Annotated in this window: 16 protein-coding genes; 8 read left to right on the forward strand and 8 right to left on the reverse strand. The window is 42.0% G+C overall.

Going from position 1 to position 19,358, the window contains the following annotated elements; genetic code table 11:
* The 3 genes from G4420_RS21375 to G4420_RS21385 all read left to right on the forward strand — a co-directional run.
* On the forward strand, positions 1-1,464 hold a 1,464-nt coding region (locus G4420_RS21375; RefSeq protein ID WP_163325988.1), incomplete at its 5' end, for a T9SS type A sorting domain-containing protein.
* Positions 1,465-1,878: 414 nt separating this feature from the next.
* Positions 1,879-5,124, forward strand: coding sequence for a ligand-binding sensor domain-containing protein (locus tag G4420_RS21380; protein ID WP_163325989.1), 3,246 nt, complete (start codon positions 1,879-1,881; stop codon positions 5,122-5,124).
* 34 nt (positions 5,125-5,158) lie between these two features.
* Entirely contained in the window at positions 5,159-5,833 is a 675-nt protein-coding gene (locus G4420_RS21385) for a L,D-transpeptidase family protein (protein WP_163325990.1), read from the forward strand.
* 11 nt (positions 5,834-5,844) lie between these two features.
* Here the strand turns inward: G4420_RS21385 and G4420_RS21390 are convergent, their stop codons facing one another.
* Positions 5,845-6,507, reverse strand: coding sequence for a transaldolase family protein (locus G4420_RS21390; RefSeq protein ID WP_163325991.1), 663 nt, complete (start codon positions 6,505-6,507; stop codon positions 5,845-5,847).
* A 308-nt stretch (positions 6,508-6,815) separates the two neighbouring features.
* On the opposite strand from G4420_RS21390, the gene G4420_RS21395 reads away from it, so the two are divergent.
* Together G4420_RS21395 and G4420_RS21400 are read left to right on the forward strand one after the other, a co-directional pair.
* A complete protein-coding gene (locus G4420_RS21395; RefSeq protein WP_163325992.1) occupies positions 6,816-7,604 on the forward strand; it encodes a M23 family metallopeptidase in 789 nt (262 codons plus the stop codon).
* A 57-nt stretch (positions 7,605-7,661) separates the two neighbouring features.
* A complete protein-coding gene (locus G4420_RS21400; protein WP_163325993.1) occupies positions 7,662-8,549 on the forward strand; it encodes an alpha/beta hydrolase in 888 nt (295 codons plus the stop codon).
* 39 nt (positions 8,550-8,588) lie between these two features.
* Here the strand turns inward: G4420_RS21400 and G4420_RS21405 are convergent, their stop codons facing one another.
* Complete coding sequence (locus G4420_RS21405) at positions 8,589-9,476, reverse strand: hypothetical protein (protein WP_163325994.1); 888 nt, start codon at positions 9,474-9,476, stop codon at positions 8,589-8,591.
* Between the two features lie 198 nt (positions 9,477-9,674).
* Here G4420_RS21405 and G4420_RS21410 point away from each other — a divergent pair, with 198 nt between their 5' ends.
* Positions 9,675-10,994 carry an aspartate kinase gene (locus tag G4420_RS21410; protein ID WP_163325995.1) on the forward strand — a complete coding sequence of 440 codons (1,320 nt, stop codon included), beginning with the start codon at positions 9,675-9,677 and terminating at the stop codon, positions 10,992-10,994.
* Between the two features lie 61 nt (positions 10,995-11,055).
* Here the strand turns inward: G4420_RS21410 and G4420_RS21415 are convergent, their stop codons facing one another.
* The 3 genes from G4420_RS21415 to G4420_RS21425 are packed head-to-tail and all read right to left on the reverse strand — an operon-like array spanning position 11,056 to position 13,137.
* On the reverse strand, positions 11,056-11,886 hold the full coding sequence (locus tag G4420_RS21415) for an MBL fold metallo-hydrolase (protein ID WP_163325996.1): 831 nt from the start codon (positions 11,884-11,886) through the stop codon (positions 11,056-11,058).
* A gap of 56 nt (positions 11,887-11,942) precedes the next feature.
* Positions 11,943-12,485 carry an isochorismatase family protein gene (locus G4420_RS21420; RefSeq protein WP_163325997.1) on the reverse strand — a complete coding sequence of 181 codons (543 nt, stop codon included), beginning with the start codon at positions 12,483-12,485 and terminating at the stop codon, positions 11,943-11,945.
* Between the two features lie 25 nt (positions 12,486-12,510).
* Positions 12,511-13,137, reverse strand: coding sequence for a KpsF/GutQ family sugar-phosphate isomerase (locus G4420_RS21425; RefSeq protein ID WP_163325998.1), 627 nt, complete (start codon positions 13,135-13,137; stop codon positions 12,511-12,513).
* Between the two features lie 288 nt (positions 13,138-13,425).
* On the opposite strand from G4420_RS21425, the gene sucC reads away from it, so the two are divergent.
* Both sucC and sucD read left to right on the forward strand, forming a co-directional pair.
* Complete coding sequence (gene sucC, locus G4420_RS21430; RefSeq protein ID WP_163325999.1) at positions 13,426-14,559, forward strand: ADP-forming succinate--CoA ligase subunit beta; 1,134 nt, start codon at positions 13,426-13,428, stop codon at positions 14,557-14,559.
* Positions 14,560-14,583: 24 nt separating this feature from the next.
* A complete protein-coding gene (sucD, locus tag G4420_RS21435) occupies positions 14,584-15,456 on the forward strand; it encodes a succinate--CoA ligase subunit alpha (protein ID WP_163326000.1) in 873 nt (290 codons plus the stop codon).
* Between the two features lie 232 nt (positions 15,457-15,688).
* Here the strand turns inward: sucD and arsC are convergent, their stop codons facing one another.
* The 3 genes from arsC to prfB form a co-directional block, all read right to left on the reverse strand.
* A complete protein-coding gene (gene arsC / locus G4420_RS21440) occupies positions 15,689-16,027 on the reverse strand; it encodes an arsenate reductase (glutaredoxin) (RefSeq protein ID WP_163326001.1) in 339 nt (112 codons plus the stop codon).
* Between the two features lie 14 nt (positions 16,028-16,041).
* Positions 16,042-18,114 (reverse strand): polyphosphate kinase 1, encoded by a 2,073-nt coding sequence (ppk1, locus tag G4420_RS21445; protein WP_163326002.1) that lies wholly within the window; start codon positions 18,112-18,114, stop codon positions 16,042-16,044.
* A gap of 98 nt (positions 18,115-18,212) precedes the next feature.
* Positions 18,213-19,302 (reverse strand): peptide chain release factor 2 gene (prfB, locus tag G4420_RS21450; protein ID WP_163326003.1). Its coding sequence is split into 2 segments (ribosomal slippage): positions 18,213-19,238 and positions 19,240-19,302, totalling 1,089 coding nucleotides; the frame shifts between segments, so codons are not numbered across the junction.
* Positions 19,303-19,358: the final 56 nt, after the last annotated feature.

The following is a 19,358-nucleotide window of genomic DNA, read 5'->3' on the forward strand; positions in this document are numbered from 1 at the left end:
GGTTTGATGGCTATGACCGAAGGCGGTACCTGTTCAGATGGCGTAGTTGTATTTGATCCACCACTAGCAAGTTTGGTAATGCCATTAGAATGTGTTACCAGCGACCAGGTAGTGAATGTAACTGCAATAGCAGAAGACCACTGTAACAAGATTGAAACACCTTGTTCATTTACAGTTTACGCTTATCCTGATGATTTGACCCTTGATGATTGTCCGGGCGATCCGATGCTTGATGGTTGTAGTCCACAGTCAGAAATTACTTCTGCATGGAACGACTGGATGGCAGGTTTGATGGCCATGACCGAAGGTGGCACCTGTTCAGACGGCGTAGTTGTATTTGATCCACCACTTGCAAGTTTGGTAATGCCATTAGAATGTGTTACCAGTGAGCAGGTAGTGAATGTAACTGCGATAGCAGAAGACCACTGTAACAAGATTGAAACACCTTGTTCATTTACAGTGGCTCCATATACCAATCCTGTTGATGCATATTGTGAACCAGGTCCTGTTTTGGGAGACTGTCTGTCAGAGGCAGAATATGATATTGCATTCCAGAATTGGAAAGACGGCTTTGGATATACTGGAGGCTGCGAACCGGTTACTACGAATCAGGCAGAACTAGATGCTCTGGATTGGAGGAACTTTGGAAGCTCTGAAACCGGATACTACGTTTCATTCACATTTACAGCTGAAGATCATTGTACATCCGATCAGGCAACTTGCGACTTCTATATTCCACCTTGCGATGTATGCGAAACCGCTTATGGTTATCTTGCAGGTGCCAGTTCATCATTCTTGAGTGAATGCGGAGATGGCGGTTCTTGGAGTAACTGGGGTTGGTCGATACATATAACCGAAGAAGGAGAATACAGAATTCCAATGTATGCAGCTACACCTGTATGCCATCCGGGATCTGAATGGGATAGTCATGTAGTAGATACTGCTGTTGTTACATACAGTGGCGGTTATATTACAGTCGATTTCCTTGAAATGTATGCGAATTACTCACTTGATGCAAATCATATTTGGGTAGGAACAACTACGTTCCCGGAAAAAAACGCTCCGGGGCAATGGCCATACGTTGAGGGTGATAATATTCCATTCTCAGGTGGTTATATAGTTGTTCATGGTGTTTATTGCGGACCACCACTTCCAACGGTTATAACAATTAAGGAAGCTCAAATAACAGAACCTGTTTTGCAGGAAAGCGAGTTGAAAGTTTACCCGAATCCATTTACAGAAAAAGTAACGTTTGAGTTTGTTTCGGGCAGAGACGCTTATGGTGTACTTGATATCTACAATATAACCGGTCAGAAAGTAGCCAGAATACTTGATCGTCCGGTTGAGGCTGGAGTTATGAATCGGATAGAATACGAACCGGAGCATGGTGTTACCGGAATGTATCTCTATCGTTTAGATTTGGATGGAAAACTCCAAATAGGTAGAATTATCTACAAAGAATGATTCTGACCCTTATTTTTTATCATGTATAATACCAAAGTCGCCCAGACTTTGGGCTGAGGATTCGTCCTTAGTGGGATTCTTTAAAGAGGCTGACTTCGTGAAGTCAGCCTCTTTCCTTTTTCTGAAAGTCCTCCGGGTAATTCCAGTAAAGTATTTTCAAGATATATAAACTCACCCTGATTATGTCTGCGACACAATCGTCCCTCTCTTTTCTAAAAGAGAGGGAATGAGGGAGAGTTAAATTTCATATCAGTTGCTTTCATTCCTGTTGGTGATTCCCGGGAATCATGATTGTTTTATTCATGACGTTAACGCCAATTTTGTAATGAATTGTCGGTTGGAAAGACAAATTTTGAAATAACCCAACTTATCACGAACTTCGCATTGCGCTGGTTAACTTATATATGTTTTACCATGAAACGATTGTGCTGTCTTCTGATCTTTGAACTTGCGCTGCTGTCATTTGCTTTCCCCCGCGAACTTACTTTTTCCAATTATTCAATCAACGAGGGGCTGTCGCAAAGTGTTGTAAACTGTTTGTTTCAGGATTCTCTGGGATTTATTTGGGTGGGTACGCAAAACGGACTGAACCGTTTTGATGGCGAAAATTTCAGGGTTTATCGATATCTGCCAAACGATTCTCTTTCCATTTCCAATAACTGGATTTACGCCATTTCGGAAGACCGGCAGGGAAATTTGTGGGTTGGAACTAAAGGAGGACTAAATAAATACCTGCGCGAAAAAGATAGCTTTGAACGAATAAATTATCAAACGGGCTACGATCCCGAGGTGAGCACTCACAGTTATAATAACCTGCTTTTAAGCAACGGGCAAATACTTGTTCACACGCCACCGGTGCTTTCTGTTTCTGACACGGAAGCGAAACATTTTAAACACTTTCAAAGCAAGATTCCTTTCGATCCTGCCATAAAAGATGTACAACTTCCGGTGTTGGAAGATCGCGATGGCACACTCTGGACAGGATGCACAGAAGGTATTGCGGTCTTTTCAATTCAGGAAGAAGAATTTTCGTGCCATCCTTTTTTGTACAGCAATGGCGATACTTTGGAGCAGGCAAATGTTACCGGGTTATTTCTGGATTCGAATTCCCGGATATGGGCCGGAACAACAGAAGGATTGTTTCTTTTTAATCGTGAAAAAAAAGTATTTGAAGAGCAGGTTTTTGCACTTACATCGGGTGGGGATTTTTCGTTTAGCAACTGCATTCGGAGCATCGTGGAAACCCAATCGGGGCAACTGGTTGTGGGAACCGAAGGCAACGGAATTTTTATTCTTACAGATGAATCCGGGCGGTATTCCATTGAAAATCTGACTTCGGAAAACAGCGGACTGGCGCATAATATTGTTCAGAGTTTATTAATCGATAAATCGGAAAACCTGTGGGTGGGCACGCTGGCAGGTATCAGCAAAACCGATTTAAAAATGAATAAGTTCCGGCTTTACCGACGCAGCAATTCGCCGGCATCAATCGATTTGCTGGGAAATGTGATTGCCGGAATGCTAAAAAACGATGATGGGAAATTGTGGATCGGTAGCTGGGGGCAGGGGCTAAATATTGTTGATCCGGAAAGTAATGAAGTAGAACATTTTTCATCGCAGGAGACAGGCAAGCATTACCTCCCCAACGATTTTGTACATGTGGTTTTTAAAGATCATGAGCGCAATATTTGGTTAGGAACACGTGATGGTATTTTTATTTGGAATCAACAGAAAAGGTTGTTTGAAGATTGGCGGTTATTTTTTAATCGCCCCGATTGGCCGGCGTTGGAAAACACACGTATTTATCACATCATTCAGGATAAAAACGATCGTAATTGGGTTGGTACCTCTGTAGGAGTTTATCTTGTCGACAGAAAATCAGCAGAAGTTGTACGGTTTGATCAGCAGGCAGAGGCATCGAGGAAAATTAGTTCGAACCTGGTTTATACCTTGCTGGAAGATTCTGACGGAATGATTTGGATGGCCACAATCGGTGGGGTGGATGTGTATAATGCGGCAACAGATAAACTGATTCATTACAACAAAGCGGAAGGAGAACTGAGTAGCGATTTTGTAATTTCCTTGTGCGAAGACTGCCGCCGAAGGATTTGGATAGGGACCAATGCGGCGCTTAATATTTTTGATAAAAACACAAAGCAGTTTAGCTACCTGGATGAGAAAGATGGCTTGCCCAGTAATTACATATACGAGATAGTTGAAGACAAGAATCAGGATTTGTGGTTTGCCACCGGCAAAGGTTTGTGCAGATACGATTTGAATAAAAATAAAATTCAGGTTTTCACACCCGAAGATGGTTTGCAAAGCTCCGAATTTAACCTGCGTGCCGCTTTTTGTGCCGACGATGGCGAACTGCTGTTTGGAGGGATGAATGGTTTTAACACGTTTTACCCCGATTCGTTGAAAGGCAATCCTTATGTACCCAATATTGTGCTTACTGCTTTTTCTGCCACCAGCAATAATCAGCAGCACGAAGTTAATATTGCAACTGAATCGAAGGTAGTATTAAAACACGACGTCCAATCGTTTACCATTGAATTTGCCGCTCTTGAGTTTACCAACGCGAACAAAAACAGTTACGCTTACAAAATGGAAGGCATTTCAAACGACTGGAATGAGATTGAAAACCGGAAGTTTGTTCCATTTTTTGCTTTGCCGGCCGGAGAGTATACTTTTTCGGTTAAAGGATCAAATAACGATGGTGTGTGGAATGAGGAAGGAGTGAACTTGCAAATTGTGGTACTACCTCCGTGGTGGCGAAGTAAAACGGCTTACCTGGCTCATTTTATATTGATTGTTTTGGGTATTTGGACATTTATTAAACTGCGTGAACGACGTCTGAAACTGGAGAAAGTAAAGTTGGAGAAAAAGGTGTTGGAACGTACAATTCAGATTAAAGAGCAGAACGAAGTAATTACGGCCAAAAACAAAGAATTGAACGAGTTAAACCGTACAAAAGACAAGTTCTTCTCCATAATCGGGCACGATCTTCGTAATCATTTTAACATCATCATTGGCTTTTCCGAAAGTCTGCTGATGAGTTTCAAGAACATGGATGAAGCCGATCAGGAGCGCCATATTTCAAACATCTACAAATCGTCGATACAGGCTAACGACTTGTTGGGTAATTTGTTAACCTGGGCGAGGTTGCAACGAAATGCCATTTCGTTTCATCCCGAACCCATAAATGTTACCGAAAAAATCAGGGAATTACTACGTTTTCATGATGAGGCAGCGTTGAAAAAGAATATACTGATTGAAGTGTATGCAAAAGAAGAACTTGTGGCCAGTGCCGATGTGAATATGTTCTCAACTCTTATGCGTAACCTGATTGCCAATTCAGTAAAGTTTACGCATAGCGATGGCGAAATAGCTGTTTCCGTATCAAAACAGAATGGGTGGTGCGAAGTAAAAATCAAGGACAACGGAATAGGAATAGCACAAGAAAAACAGAAAAGTATATTCAGCATTGAAAGTACCGAAGTTACCCGCGGAACAAACGGCGAGAAAGGCACCGGACTGGGGCTGGTGCTATGTAAAGAATTTGTTGAGAGACATGGCGGAAAAATTAGTGTTGAAAGCGAAGTTGGAAAAGGAAGCAAATTTATGTTTACTTTGCCTCTGTATGATTCGGAAGTTTAACAAAATAGCAATTTTATTCGTGTTTCTAATTGCAATGGCAGCTTGTAAAACAGCTCCGGAGAAACCGGAAAAAGCGGGACAAAAAATTCTTGAAAATATACAATGGCAGGATCGGCCGGATGTGCGTCAGGTTTTGGTGGTTTTTAATTCAGCTCCCGATGATTATCATGCAAATTTACTGGCATACGAAAAAGCAAAGCAGGGCTGGCAACCGGTTTTTGAAGTGATGGCGGCGGGTATTGGCGAAAATGGTTTTGCTCCGATTACCAAAAAAGTTGAAGGCGATGGAAAATCACCAACAGGTATTTTTGCACTCGGGCAATTGTTTACTTACCTGGATAGTGCCGACACAAAAATGCCGTATCAGAAAACTACTGCGGAGGATAAATGGATCGACGACCCGGAGTCGGAAAATTACAATCGGTATGTGCGGGGCGAAACCGATGCACAATCCTATGAAAACCTGCTGCTAAAAAACGATACCTACAAATATTGTATGGTAATTGAATACAACACAAATCCGGTAGAAAAAGGCAAAGGAAGTGCCATCTTTTTTCATTTGAATAAAACCGGTAACGAGTCAACGGCAGGATGTGTGGCAATAAGCGAAGAGAATATGCTAAGGGTGCTAAAATGGCTCGATCCCAAAAGCAATCCACACATTATTATGGGAAATAAGGATGAATTGCTTTCAGGACTAAACCGTTAATCCACTTTCGGTTAAAAGATATTATATAATCCTTCGCCGTCTTTTTCAAACTGCGCAATGCTAATGTCGGTCATCGGGTGCTTTATCAGTTGAAAAAGCAACTCGGGGCTTATTGTTGCCGACTGCGCTCCGACCATACTCACCCGGTGAATCTGGTCGACCGTTTTAAAACTGGCCGCCAGCACTTTGGTGTCCAGACTAAATTCTTTGGTGTTTTTAACAATGTCGCCAACTACCTCAATTCCGTGCGACGAAATATTGTCTAAGCGGCTAACATAAGGCGCTACAAAATCGGCTCCGGCACGCGATGCCACCAATGCCTGTTGTTGCGTAAAAATAGCCGTTGCCGTTACATTTATACCTGCATCTTTTAGTATGCGCATGGCTTTGTAACCTTCTATCGATACCGGAATTTTAGCGTAAAAATTATCACCCAGGTTAAAATAACTTTTGTAGGTTTTTGCCTCTTTAACCATTTCTTCGGCCTTGTTGCTCATCACCTGAACGTGAATACTTCCTTTGCCAACAATATCAATGATGTTTTGAATGGCTTCTGAAAGTTTTAACCCTGATTGTTTTAAAATGGTAGGATTTGTGGTTACCCCTGTTAACGGGAAAAAATCGTATAGATCTTTTAATGCCTGAATGTCTGCGGTGTCTGCCAAATAAATCATCTTTATTTTATTTTTTTGTTGAAAATATAATACAGGCGATCAGTTCTGCTTTAGTAAGTACTGCAAAGATAAGCATGATTTTTCGAAGGTGTTTTTTTTCCGGCTCTTCAGCATATTTGTTAACATGAAATGAGCACAAGAAGGAAATCTATGCCATTAAAAATGATTTATCAACAGTGCTAATTCTCTGTCAGAAGACGGGTTTTCTGGAAAATTTAAAATATTAGGCAGGTTAAATTGTTTCACCGGAGAATAATCTTCCTGGTTTGTCGTTTTCAATTCCAGAATCTTTTGACTTTTTTTGTAGCATGATTAGTAGACGAATGGGAATTTTGTGTTTGCTGCTTTTTGCAGTGTCTGTTGCTCTCGGGCAAAGTAAACCAGTTAATATGTTGAAAGTGCCTGATGTGGAGAAAACCATAAATGTAGAGGGTTTTCGGGCTTCGTTAGACAGCTTTCCCGTATCGGCACAAAAAGGTTACCTGGAGCAGTTTATTGTTCCCGGGAATGATGGATATATTATCAGTCGTTTTGGGCCGCGATCGGGGCGCATGCACTATGGCACCGATATAAAAATGTTTAAAGGCGATACCGTGGTGGCAACACAAAGCGGAGTTATTGCCCGTTCGAACTGGGGGTATGGTTTTGGAAACCTGGTTGTTGTTCAGCATAGGAATAATATTCAAACATACTATGCTCATCTTTCAAAGTTTCTGAAACGAAAAGGCGATAAGGTGGAAAAGGGAGAACCAATAGGTTTAGCCGGAAGTACAGGGCGTGCGCGGGGGGCACATTTACATTTCGAAATGCGCGAAAACGAAAAGCCTTTTGATCCCGAACTTGTTTTTGATTTTAAAGAAGAAAAGATACGCGATGATGCCTTGGATACGGAGAGTTTAATGGCGCTGCACAAAAAGCTAAAACCAAAAGGTTACTCAACAAATGTTGCTGTGCCCGAATATTACAAGGTGCGCTCGGGTGATTCGCTTTGGGTGATCTCGCGAAAGTTTAAAACCTCGATCAATGAGTTGTGCCGCCTGAACAATATTTCGGAAAACTCCGTATTGCGAATTGGGCAACCGCTGCGAATGTACTAAGCGATTGCTGCCATTCGTACTATTTGCGGGAACTTACCAATAAAACTAAAACAAAAAATGATTGAAAATATAGATCTGCCACAAGCAATAAATGCTGCCGGCGTGCCTGCAACTTTTGCCAACGAACGTTACGGCGATCATGAACGAAATACTTTTGACATTTGGTTGGCCGATTCTGACAAACCGACTCCTCTTGTTATGTACATACACGGTGGTGGTTTTATTGGTGGCGACAAAAGCCGCTATTACGACTCGGAAGATTGGGTGCGTTTGCTTGATGCCGGTATTTCCATTGCCAGCATTAATTACCGTTTTATGAGCGAGCCGCCGTACGGAATCCTCGGTAGTATGAATGACTCAAAACGTTGCCTGCAATATATTCGGGGCAACGCCGAAAAATATAATATCGATAAAAACCGCATTGCCTGCAGTGGCGGTTCGGCCGGAGCCGGAACTACGTTGTGGCTGGCTTTTTCGGATGATATGGCTGACGCAGAAAATGACGATCCGGTGTTGCGGGAATCAACAACTATTTCGTGCGCTGCAGCTTTCTCAACGCAATCTACTTACGACATTTTACGCTGGCCCGAGTTGATTGGTATTCCACCGTATCAAAATTCTGAAGACTTGTTGACCATCGCCCGTGTTTTTGGCTTGAAATCGGCTGAGGGAATCGACTTGTTTGTACAAAATGAAATTCGATCAGAACTCGATTTTCTTGCCAAGATGACGAAAGATGCAGTGCCGTTTTTTGTGTTCAATCATTACGAAGCAGGCATCCCAACCAACGAAGATGAATTACATCATCATCCGTTGCATGCTAAAGCGCTAAAAGACCGTGCTGAAGAAGTAGGGGCGGAGGCAATTGTTTATGCTCCGGCCATCGGAATTGCAGATCCTTCGGGTAAAGATGTGGTTGAATTTTTTATCGAAAAATTATTGTAGAAAAGGCTGTTCATGGTTGTACACAAACAGCCTCATTTTTTATTCCGTAAGTTTTTCCATTGTTGTTTTAATATCGCCCGGGGTACTCATAATTTTCATAAAAGTACCCATGGTAAGCTCTGGCCAATGCAATGCAATCCGGTATTTTCCCGGGAGTATGCTTGCCGTATTTCCCTGAAGAATGATTTCGTATGGCATTGCTGCCACATGATCGTCGCCAATTATTGGTAAAAAATGGGCTTCTCCATCTTCTGCATTTTTTAATGCAACACCCCAAATGGCCACGTTCTTGTCGGTATAAACCAGCTCGTATACTTTTTCTGTTTCGCCAGTGCCGGCTTCCAGGTTTTGCTGAATGGTTTTTAAACCTTCGTCAAACGAATCGAATGTTTTCAGCTCTTCGGCATCAGTAAAATAGGGCATCATTACCTTGTAGTGGTATTTTTGCAACTTATTTTTTTCCAATGTACCGCCAAAAGGTTCTTTTAGTGTGCCAATTTTTTGCATGGCTTCAATTGCCTGGTTCGATATCGAACGCAATTCATTTTCCTTTTTATCAACGCCATCAACAAAGTAGGCGTAAAATGAATACATCGGATTTACTATGCTAATGTTGAGCGTTTCTCCTTCTTTTTTCAATCCAATTTTTAGTGCCGATGCCAATGCGCCGCGGTCGCTGAAGTTCAGCGCAATTTCTTCGAGCTTGGGGTGAGTATAACAAACAACGGCTAAATTCTCGGATTGAGCAGGGTGATAATCGCCAATTACTTTGAAGCCCGATTCAGTTAACGCTGATTTAATTTTGGCAATTCCTTCAGCTACTGATTCCTCCGATTTGCTGATGAGAAAATAGGGCGATTCTTCTTGTGCATAAATCGCGGATAAGGAAAAAAGGTAAATAACGGTTAATAGAAAGATACGTCTCATTTTATTACTGATTTAGTTTTTTGCCAAATGTACCGCTTGCGTCAGAATGGTTTTTAAGCCTGAATGTGATACTTATCATAGTAAAACGTTAATAAATATGCAAAAAGACTGAATAAATATGCATATCAAGAAGAAAGCTTTTCTAATGATTTAAAAATTATTCATATTTGCACCACTAAATTTTTGAAAAGGAAAAAAATGAAAGTTTTAAAATTCGGAGGAACATCGGTTGGCTCGCCTGAGAATATGAGGGCTGTTATGGATTTGGTAACCGATGGAGAGCAAAAGATAGTGGTGTTATCAGCTATGTCAGGAACAACCAATTCTTTGGTAGAAATTTCAAATTATCTTAAGAAGAAGAATAAGGATACCGCACGTATTTTTATTGGTAAGCTGGAGGAGAATTATAAAAAGGTAGTTGCTGAACTTTTTACTTCCGAAGAAAACAAGAAGAAGGGATTAAAGATCATTAATGACGTTTTTCAAACCATAAAATCATTCACATCAGGCACTTTTAGCGAAGTTGGCGAAAATACAATTCTGGCGCAGGGCGAGATTATCTCAACTAACCTGGTAACCTTGCTGATGAATGAAAACGGCCATGATACAAAGTTGTTGCCGGCTCTTGATTTTATGAAAATTGATGAGGATAAAGCTGCCGACCTGAATTACATTCGCGAGCATATTAAGCCGGTAATGAAAGAGGTTGGCGAAGCGAAGTATTATATTACTCAGGGATTTATTTGCCGCGATGCCGCCGGTGAAATTAACAACCTGCAACGCGGAGGTAGTGATTACACTGCATCGTTGGTTGGTGCTGCTGTTGATGCCGATGAAATTCAGATTTGGACGGATATCGACGGTTTTCATAACAACGATCCTCGTTTTGTAGAGAATACCAAAAAAATCGATCAGTTGTCGTTTAACGAAGCGGCTGAGCTGGCCTTTTTCGGAGCAAAAATTCTGCATCCGCAAACGGTTTTGCCGGCGCGTGTTCAGAACATTCCGGTTCGCCTGAAAAATACAATGAATCCTACTGATAACGGCACACTTATTACCGCAGAATCGAATGGACGTGGAATTAAAGCTGTTGCTGCAAAAGACGGAATTACCGCAATAAAGATTCGCTCGGGAAGGATGTTAAATGCCTATGGTTTCCTTTCGAAGATCTTTAAAGTATTTGCCGATTTCCGCACGCCTATCGACATGATATCAACTTCGGAGGTGGCTGTTTCTTTAACAATTGATGATACCCGGAACCTTGAATCAATAAAAGAGGAACTGGATAATTATGGTACGGTTGTGCTCGATCAGGACATGACTATCGTTTGTATTGTTGGCGATATCATCCAGGAAGAACAAGGTTTTGCGCCGAAGGTATTTAAGGCACTTGATGGTATTCCTATTCGTATGATATCGTACGGTGGTAGTAATCACAATATTTCTATTCTGATACCAACTCAAAATAAAAAGGAAACGCTACAAGCTTTAAGCGATAATTTATTGAATGGTGAATAGCGGAAGAAATTCCGGATAGCAACGAATCCCGAATAAGACTCAAGCCGGCTTTAAGGGCCGGTTAAAACTCAGGAAACTGTAGTTTTAAATTTTGGGGATTGTTCGGGATTTGTTTTTTATAGCCGGCGGTGGAAGTAAGCTGGTAAACTTCCGAGGCCTCAAAACGCGATGCAATAGTTATTTCGAACCGATCGGTGAGTGGTTGCATCGTTGCCAAAGCTTTTTTGTGGGTGTTATTGTCTTTCGATATGTGGCTCAGAAAAACGCATCTCAATTCGCCGTTGGTGTGTTTATCCAGCAGTTCAAAAGCCTGGTCGTTGGAGAGGTGCCCGACTTTTGAGGCAACTCTTTCTTTCAGAAACTGCGGATAGCGGCCTTCCCATAGCATTTTCTCGTCGTAGTTCGATTCCAGAAACAAAGCATTACATTTTGCTACATGCTCTTTTACATTGTCGCACGCCTCGCCAATGTCGGTAAAAACGCCAATATTAATGTCCTTGTAGCTAATTCTGAATGAACAGGGGTCAGCAGCATCGTGGAATTTTTGCACCGGGTGCACCGTAAAATCGTCGACAATGATGGTTTCGTTGCAGGTAAAAAACCGCGGGAAATCGGGCCGAAGATTTTTATACGAACCATCGTAGGTTTTGGCAGTCATATACACCGGAATCTGAAGCCGTTTCCCCATAACCCGTGCACCGCGCATGTGGTCGCTGTGTTCGTGTGTAATAAAAAGTGCCCGTAACTTGTTTGCATCCAACCCACGTTCATCCATACGTTTCAGAATCTGCTTGGTCGAAATTCCGGCGTCGACTAAAATCGCCGAATTTTCGTTGCCAATGTAATAGCAGTTTCCGTTACTTCCTGATGCGATGGCGCAAATTTCGAGCATATTGTTTTGTTAATGGTCATCGCCCGAGTTGACGCAGGCGATGACTATGGTGATTTTTATTTTACGAGTTTTGAAATGGCACGGAATGAAGGATCGCCGGCTGAAGTGGTTAATTCAAACAAGATCGATTCGTATGAGCTCATCATAATTCCTTCGAAACGGAAACGCTCTTTTGCCAACTCAAGATTAGCCGCGGTGCGCGATGAAACACAATCCATAACTACGATCGGGTTTAAACCGGCGGCTTTCAAATCAACAGCAGTCTGCAGTACACACACGTGCGATTCAATTCCGCAAATGATGATGTTTTTCGCGTTCAGTTCTTTTAATTTTTCAGAAATTTCAGGAACATCGTAACAGCTAAAGTCTTTCTTTTCAAAGTAGCTGAATTCATCAAAAGCAGCCTGAATCTCGGGTACAGTTTCACCCAGGCCTTTTGTGTATTGCTGCGATACCAACATCGGCATTTCCAGCTCTTTCAAGCCCAGTGTTAGTGTTTCGCAATTTTTTAAAAGTGTTTCTTTCTCGTTCATTGCAGCAATCAGCCGCTCCTGAATATCGATAACCAGTCCAACCGTATTTTCTTTTGTAATTCTCATCTTCAATCTTAGGTTATAAATCTTTTCAATCTAATTCAATCCTTCTTTCACTCTCGGCCTGTAAACGCGATTTGCTTCCCAAATATCCTCCGTGGTGGCGTTTGGCATAATCTTCGTTTGAAAAACCAATTTTGTTCATCATCGATACCACCAATGCATCGCCAATTACGGTCATTACGGTGGTGGATGTTGTTGGAGAAAGTCCCAGTGGGCAAACTTCCTGTGGGTTTCCGGTATAAATAAAAGCATCGGCAGCTTTTGCCAGCACACCTTCCGGGTTACTCGAAATAACGATCAACGGAAGCCCGGCATATAAATTTTCTGCCAGTTCAATCAGCTCAATAATTTCGCGGGTTTTTCCCGAGTTTGAAATCACCAGTAAAACATCGTTTTGTTGCAGCACTCCCAGGTCGCCATGTTGCGATTCGCTGGGGTGAAGAAAAACCGCTGGTGTTCCGGTTGAGCTAAATGTGGTTGCAATATTGGCTGCAATTTGCCCGGCTTTTCCCATTCCGCTGGTAACCAGTTTTCCATTCTTTTGGTGTACCTGGCGGTATATCAATTCAATAGCATCAAGCATTCCATCTTCTACCGGAATAGCCTGAATGGCTTTTGCTTCGTGTTCAATAACTTGTCTGATCGCTTCCTTCATTGTAATCTGTTTTAAGTGCTGCAAATCTACTGAAAAAAAAGAAGTGGCTCTGTACAGCAATTCTGATTTAGCAGAATTTTACAATCAAGTGATTTTAGTTACAGAAAAAATGTGTTGTAAGTCATAAAATTTCAAAACAAAATGAAGGGTTTAACGGTTAAATAATCGTTACATTTAACATTAATTTTTAAAAACTGAAAGTCAATTAGTTAATGAACTAGTGTTTAAACCATGTTTTTGCTTCTGGTCCGGTTATAGTTGGCTTTCGACGACAAACAATTAATATATATGAAAATTCATGAATATCAAGCCCGAAATTTATTCAGGAAGTACGGGATTCCTGTGCCGGAAGGTGTTGTTTGCCATACGGTTGATGAGGTAAAACAAAATGTATCGGACAAAGACAAGCTGCGTGTAATAAAAGCGCAGGTACATGTTGGAGGACGCGGAAAGGCCGGCGGTGTAAAATTGGCGAATACAAAAGCCGAGGCCGTTGAAAAAGCCGAACAAATTCTTGGAATGGACATTAAAGGCATTACAGTTGAAAAAGTATTGGTTGCCGATGCGGTGGACATTGAAAAGGAATTTTATGTTGGTTTGATCAACGACCGGAACACCAAGTCGGTAACGCTGATGGCCAGTGCCGAAGGTGGCGTTGAAATTGAAGAAGTGGCAAAAGTTTCGCCGGAGAAAATCATTAAAATGCCTATCGATCCGTCGATGGGATTAATGCCCTGGCAGGCACGTAAAATTGCCATTCAACTGTTTGCCGATCCGAAAGAAATCAGACAGTGTGCCAATATTCTGGTAAAACTTTACCAGCTTTATGTTGAGACCGATTCATCGCTGGCTGAGATCAACCCTCTGGTTCTTACACCGGACAAACAGGTTTTGGCTATCGACGGTAAAATGAATTTTGATGACAACGCCTTGTATCGCCAGAAAGAAATTTTGAGCATGCGTGAGGCCGATAAAGATGAGCTGAAAGAGATTGAGGCCAACGCAAAAGGTCTTTCGTACATTAAACTCGATGGAAATATTGGATGTATGGTAAACGGTGCCGGATTGGCAATGGCTACCATGGATATGATTAAATTATATGGCGGCGAACCTGCCAACTTCCTTGATATTGGTGGTTCATCGAATCCACAAAAAGTGGTGGATGCCATGAATATTTTGCTGAGCGACCAGAATGTGAAATCGGTTATGATCAACATTTTTGGTGGTATTACCCGTTGCGACGATGTAGCCCGCGGTTTGGTAATCGCACTCGATCAGATAAAAACGGATGTGCCTATTGTAATTCGTTTGTCGGGAACTAACGCCAAAGAAGGTCTGGAGATTATTAAGCAAACAGGATTGCCGGTTGTTGAAACCATGCGCGAAGCGGCTCAAACAGCAATAGAGTTAAGTAAAAAGTAAGGCAAAAGTTTAAAGAAAAAAGTAATGAGCATACTTATAAATAAAGATACAAAAGTAATCGTACAGGGAATTACCGGTCGCGACGGAGCATTTCATACCTCGAAAATGAAAGCCTACGGAACCAATATAGTTGGTGGAACCTCGCCCGGAAAAGCCGGACAGGAAGTTGAAGGCGTACCGGTTTTTAACAGTGTTGAAGATGCCGTTAAAGCAACTGGTGCCAATGCATCGGTAATATTTGTGCCGGCGGCGTTTGCTGCCGATGCCATTATGGAGGCCAGTTATGCAGGTATTGACCTGGTGGTTTGTATTACCGAACATGTTCCGGTTCAGGACATGATTAAAGTAACTCCGGTTTTGAAGAAACACGGTACAAAACTGATTGGTGCCAACTGTCCGGGATTAATAACACCTGACGAGTGTTTGATCGGAATTTTACCGGCAATGATATTCAAAAAAGGAAATGTTGGTTTAATCTCGCGGTCGGGGACGTTAACCTACGAAGTGGTAAATATGTTGACTGAGAGCGGACTTGGACAAACCACTTGCGTAGGAATTGGTGGCGACGCTGTTTCGGGTTTGTATTTCATCGATTTGCTGGAGATGTACGAAAACGATCCGGCTACCGAAGCCGTTGTTTTAATTGGTGAAATTGGTGGCGATGCCGAAGAGCAGGCAGCCCGTTTTATTAAGGAGAAAATGACCAAGCCGGTAGTTGCATTTATTGCCGGGCAATCGGCGCCTCCCGGAAAACGAATGGGACACGCCGGTGCTATTATTTCAAGCGGATCGGGAACTGCGGAAGAAAAGATTAAAGCTTTTAAAGCTGCAGATGTGCCGGTGGCAAAAGAGCCACGGGATATTCCCGGATTAGTAAAAGAAAAGTTGGGATTGTAGTATTTCATTGAGATATAAAAAACAAAGCCGGTAAAATTTTACCGGCTTTGTTTTTTTCTGAAAGTCCAATAAAAATTAGTAGCAAACTCTGCTTCAAAATTTATAGACTCACCCTGATTGTGCCTTCGACACAATCGTCCCTCTCTTTTTAAAGAGAGGGAATGAGGTAGAGTTCGATGAAAATTTTAATGACTCTCATCACTGTTGGTGATTCCCGGAAATTATGAATGTTTTATAGAATCTCGTCAATATTTTCAGGAGGATTTCCCAGAACAGCTTTATCGCTGTTCACTACGATAGGGCGGTGCAGAAGTTTCGGATTTTCAACCAGTACTTTTATCCATTCTTCGTCGCTCAGTATTTTTCCTTTGTATTGATCTTTGTAGTCTTGTTCGTGCTGGCGCACAAAATCGAATGGTTTTTTGCCCGTTTTGGCAATTAATTCCGAAAGTTCTTTTTCGCTTAAACCGTCAGTCAGGTAAGTTACAACTTCAAAATTACAACCTTTGTCTTCAAGGTACTGCAGCCCTTTTCTGCTTTTCGAGCAGCGCGGATTGTGATATATCTTCATGTTTTATTCTGTATTTAATTATTTTCTGTTTCTGTATTTGATATCGATTTAATGTAATTGTAGAAGTCCTCCTGCGCACGGTATTTTTTATCGGGACTTCCGTCGGCATACATATTTAATAGCTTAGGATCGAGTATGCGGGCTTTCGAATTATCCTTTAACTGAATGAGCAGTTGTTCTTTTAATTCCGCTTTAATCGACTCGTTGTAAATAGGGCAGGCAACCTCAATTCTTCGGTTCAGGTTGCGCGACATCCAGTCGGCTGACGAGATATACATTTTTTCTTCGCCACCGGCACCAAACAAAAACAGTCTTGTGTGCTCAAGGTATTTATCCACAATACTAATGGCGCTTATGTTTTCGCTGTAACCTTCTAATCCAATCTGCATTCCGAAAATACCACGTATGATCAGCTGTATTTTAACACCTGCCTGGGAAGCTTCGTACAGCTTCATCATCATTCCCGGATCAATCAGGCTATTCATTTTCAGGATCATCCATGCGGGTTTTCCCTGTTTGGCCAGCTTTATTTCACGGTCGATGTTTTTTATAAAGTGTTTACGCATCGAGAACGGGCTTACAACAAGGTGTTCATAATCGAAATGCAGGTAGTTTTGTTTAAAAAACATAAATACTTTTTCCACTTCGTCGGCCAATCGCGGATCGGCAGTAAGCAAGCCTTTATCAGTATAAACCCTTGCAGTTCCTTCATGGAAGTTTCCCGTGCCAATGTATGCATAGTTACGCATTTTTCCATCTTCTTTTCGCTGAACCCACACCAACTTGCTGTGTACTTTCATTCCGGGAACCCCGTTTATTACGTTGGCGCCTTCTTCCTGTAATTTGTTAGACCAGAAAATATTCGCCTCTTCATCGAAACGTGCCTGAAGTTCCACAACAACGGTAACCTTTTTCCCGTTTCTTACGGCATTTAAAAGCGCATTCACAACTTTCGAGTCAGCGGCAACACGGTAAATTGTAAGTCCAATTTCTTTCACCTGAGGATCGATTGCTGCTTCGCGCAGAAAATCGAGGACATGATTAAATGTATGGTATGGAAAATGCAACAAAATATCCTTTTGCCGCATCATTTTCAGGATACTGGTAAAAGGAGGCAGGTCTTTGTGTCGCGAAGGAGGCAGGTTGGTATAGTAATGTTCTTTTTTACCGATTTCAGGGAAATTCATAAAATCCTTATGATTGTGGTAGCGACCACCCGGAACTGCATCATCTTTTGCCAACTTCATTTTTTTTAGTAAAAAATCGAGCAGGTCATCGGGCATTTCCCTGTCGTAAAGTAAACGAACCGGTTTTCCCTTTTTCCGTTTTTTCAGGCTGGTGCTCATTTTCTCGATAAAACTTTTTGAGATGTCGTCGTCGAGATCGAGCTCAGCATCGCGGGTAATTTTTATGGTATATGTTTCGTAACGGTTGTAGTCAAAATAAAAGAAGATATCGGCCATGCAATAGCGAATGATATCATCGAGTATGATTACAAATTGTTTTCCCTCATCGCCGGGAATAACCAGGAATCGTGGTACAGAGCGACCGGGAATTCGAATTAATGAGTAAGCTTTGTCGTCGGGTGTTTCCTCATTCCACAATTTAATGGCCAGGTATACCGAACGATCGCGCAGGTAGGGAAATTTGTTCTTACTCAACATAATCGGTACCAGGTTTGGAAGTACCTTGTCGTAAAAATATTTCCTTACCAGTTCTCCCTGGCTTTCGGTGAGTTCTGTTTCGTCGATAATAAAAATGCCACTGGCTTTCAGTTCTGTAATAATATTTTTAAATATCTCCTGTACCTTTTCCTGCTGTTGATTAACCGTTGCATAAATTTTATTGTGCAATTCTTTTGGGGTCATTTCGCCCAGCAAATTCTCTTCGTCTTTTCCAATATCTACCATTCGGCGAACGGTAGCCACCCTAACTCTGAAAAATTCATCAAGGTTATTCGAGAAAATTCCAATAAAACGAATTTTTTCAAAAAGAGGTGTTTCCGGATCTTCAGCTTCCTGAAGAACGCGCTCGTTAAACGATAACCAACTAATTTCCCGATTTATGAACTTTTCATTTGAATACATCTGACGCTGATTTTGAGTGGAACTGACAAAATATATTGACTTTTACAAGATGTGAAAAGCCGGCGAAAAAAGCAAGAATAAAGCGGGTTTTCGGTGTATTATTGCCCGCCAAATTCCATAAGATAAGCTTTGATAAATCCGTCGAGTTCACCATCGAGTACCGCATTAACATTCCCCGACTCGAAACTGGTACGTAAATCTTTTACCATTTTGTAAGGTTGCAGCACATACGAACGGATTTGTGAGCCCCATTCAATTTTCTTTTTCGCCGATTCGATTTCTGCTGTTTTTTCGGTGCGTTTACGTAATTCCATTTCGTAAAGCTGCGATTTTAAAAGCCTCAGCGCATTTTCTTTGTTGCCCAGCTGCGAGCGGCTTTCGGTATTTTCGATGGTAATTCCGGTTGGCGCATGTCGCAGCCGAACACCGGTTTCCACTTTGTTTACGTTCTGCCCGCCGGCGCCTCCACTTCGGAATGTATCCCAGGAAATATCTGCCGGATTAATCTCTATTTCGATGGTGTCGTCAACCAATGGTGCCACATAAACCGAAGTGAACGAAGTCATTCGTTTATTTTGTGCATTAAATGGCGACAAGCGTACCAGGCGGTGCACGCCGTTTTCACTTTTAAGATATCCGTAGGCAAATTCACCTTCAATTTCGATGGTGCAGCTTTTTATACCCACCTCGTCGCCGCCCTGCATGTCGGCTATTTTCATTTTGTAGCCTTGCTTTTCAATCCAGCGGGTGTACATCCGAAACAGCATGTCGGCCCAGTCATTACTTTCGGTGCCGCCGGCACCTGCATTTATGCGTAACACGGCTCCCAGGCGGTCTTCTTCGTTACGAAGCATATTTTGGGTTTCCAGCTCTTCAATCAGTGTTAGCGTTTCGGTATAAGCCTTATCAACTTCTTCTTCGCTGGCCTCTTCCATCTCGAAAAACTCATAAAGCACAAGGAAATCTTCGGTGGCTTCGTGTACTTTTTTAAAGCCGTCGGTCCACACTTTTATGGTGCGGATCTTTTTCATTTGGGCTTCGGCTTCTTTGGGATTATTCCAGAATTCAGGATCCTGGGTTTTTAATTCTTCTTCTTCCTGTTCAATTAACTTTGCATCGTAGTCAAAGATGCCTCCTCAGCGCATCCCGGCGCTCAACAAGGTCTTTTACCTGTTCCTTTAAAATCATTGTTTACGTATTTTAATAGGACGCAAATGTACGATGAAAAGTTGGGAGTTTAAAGA

It is taken from the genome of Draconibacterium mangrovi (assembly GCF_010586825.1).
Taxonomy (GTDB): Bacteria; Bacteroidota; Bacteroidia; order Bacteroidales; family Prolixibacteraceae; genus Draconibacterium; species Draconibacterium mangrovi.